Here is a 383-nt window from a genome sequence, read left to right as displayed (position 1 = left end):
ATAGAGTGGCAGGTTGGTATCTCCTGCGCCCCGCGAGGGGTTCTATGCATGCCACGGCGTCAACCTGACTTTCACAAGTTGAGGGGGCGCGCGAGGGTATGGACTGCGCGCCCCGCACGAATGGGGATGTGTACCGATGCGCAATCACGCAAACGATCCGGCGGCCGGCAACGGCGTAGTATTCAGCGACACGCATTTCAATCGCGACGACCTCGCTCGCGCGCTCCGCGAGTCCGGCGACGAGCCGACTTTCGAGCGCTGCCAGTTCGACGGCGAAGATCTTTCCAATATCGATTTCCACGCGGCGCGATTCGCGCAATGCACGATCGGGCAAACCCGCTTCGAGCACAGCGATTTATCGCGCACCCGCTGGATTGGCTGTC

Annotated in this window: 1 protein-coding gene; it reads left to right on the top strand. The window is 61.9% G+C overall.

Annotation, left to right across the window (positions count from 1 at the left end; all coding sequences use genetic code 11):
- Positions 1-136: 136 nt before the first annotated feature.
- Positions 137-383 (top strand): pentapeptide repeat-containing protein (locus SB751_RS28465; RefSeq protein WP_410748847.1); only part of this gene is annotated, 247 nt, incomplete at its 3' end.

Source organism: Cupriavidus sp. SIMBA_020 (assembly GCF_046535395.1).
In the GTDB taxonomy this organism is placed as follows: Bacteria; Pseudomonadota; Gammaproteobacteria; order Burkholderiales; family Burkholderiaceae; genus Cupriavidus; species Cupriavidus campinensis.
This window is presented reverse-complemented; position numbering and strand designations above follow the sequence as displayed.